Origin of the sequence: Aureispira sp. CCB-QB1, from assembly GCF_000724545.1 — a bacterium.
Classification (GTDB): Bacteria; Bacteroidota; Bacteroidia; order Chitinophagales; family Saprospiraceae; genus Aureispira.
Window position 1 is genome coordinate 1 of record NZ_JHBV01000182.1, and the last position, 1,470, is coordinate 1,470.

The 1,470-nt window shown below is 35.6% G+C and carries 1 protein-coding gene; it reads left to right on the forward strand.

The window, feature by feature from the left end:
* The first annotated feature begins 96 nt into the window (after positions 1 to 96).
* Positions 97 to 1,461 (forward strand): hypothetical protein, encoded by a 1,365-nt coding sequence (locus tag CG11_RS28990; protein WP_052600389.1) that lies wholly within the window; start codon positions 97 to 99, stop codon positions 1,459 to 1,461.
* The last annotated feature ends 9 nt before the right edge of the window (positions 1,462 to 1,470 follow it).

The window sequence follows — 1,470 nt, forward strand, 5'->3', positions numbered from 1 at the left end:
ACATGAGTCATCCCGAATTTTTCGGCGATGACTTTTTTTTTGGAAAAAAGATAGGAATCTACTAGATTTAATTACCACAAAAAATTAGAGATTCCTATGTATTATAATAAACTACAAGATACAGAAAATATCAATAAAGAGAATGGAGCAGGATGGACAATTTTACATCGCTCACATCAATACTTGTCTAAATTACTCTTAAAACTAGATGAAGATTTAGACAAACGTTTGGTGCGTACATTTTATAATGTATTTATAGCAGTTTTAATGTCAAGAAATCGTTCAGATGCCTTGCTATTGACCGAGTTAGGCGCCTTAGTTCTTGGTCCTAAAAAAGCTAAAGCAGGAGTAAAACGTGTGAGTAATTTATTTCGCAGTAAGAAATGGGATTACCAAATAATAGATCAACATTTAGAAGAAGAGTTTGTTGCTAGATTGGAAGATAAGCAAGAATTAGGAAAAAGTTGGTTGATGCTCTGGGATGATAGTGTACTAGAAAAGCCCGAAAGTTGGTTTAGTGAAGGGCTAAGCCCAGTACACAGTAAGAAGAGTCAACGGTTAACACGAATAAAACCAGGTTATTATGATAAGCATAAACGTATTTGTGTTCCTGGATTTGAGTGGTCGGGTGCAGTTTTAACCTCCTTGCATGCGAAGGAAGTTCCTCAAATATCTAAAATGCGTTGGTTTGCCACAAGAGGTAAACATAAAGAGGAAAGTTCGGAGATATTTTATCGGATGTTTAATGCTCTAAATAAACGTGTAGCATCTACACAAGCGGATGTGCTTCATGTCTTTGATAGAGGTTATGCCAATGGTGTTTTTGTAGAACGTATGCTCAACTTTAAAGCAAAGTTTCTAGTTCGTTGGAAAAAGCTTAATAATTTGATTGATGAAAATGGAGTGAAGAAAAATACCTATCGTCTTTCTCTGGGACAAAAAGCTAAGGATCATCGCCTAATATGGGATAATATTCGGAAAGAAACGAGAAGCGTCAAAATACTCTACCGAAAAGTAGCTCATCCATGGTTTCCCCAAACAGATTTATACCTCGTTATTGTTCGTGATAAACGCAAAGGCACTTCTCCTATGTACTTGCTAACCAATGAAGTAATTGACACTTGTGGCAAAGCATGGGAAATGTTCTATTCTTATATGAAACGATGGGATATTGAACAGGTTTTTAGATATGGAAAATCAGAGTTGGGTATGGAGTCTCCTAGGCTTTGGTTCTTTGAAAATCGTCTTAAAATGTTGATGTTAGTTACTTTGGTAATGGATTTTTTGTTTCGGATGTTGAGGAACTTTAGAGCAACTATGACTACTATCATTAATATTTGGTGTCCTAGAACAGGAAATCGGCACCGAAAGACTTCGATGCCGATTTACAGACTTAGAAAAGCCATCCATTTTATCTTAACATTTTTATTTTGTCAATGTGCTTTAGAAAATTCGGGATGACTCATGTTT

What these genes read in the sequence shown, in the direction of transcription:
- CG11_RS28990 (WP_052600389.1), top strand. Translation starts at nt 97, where the DNA reads ATGTATTATAATAAACTACAAGATACAGAAAATATCAATAAAGAGAAT.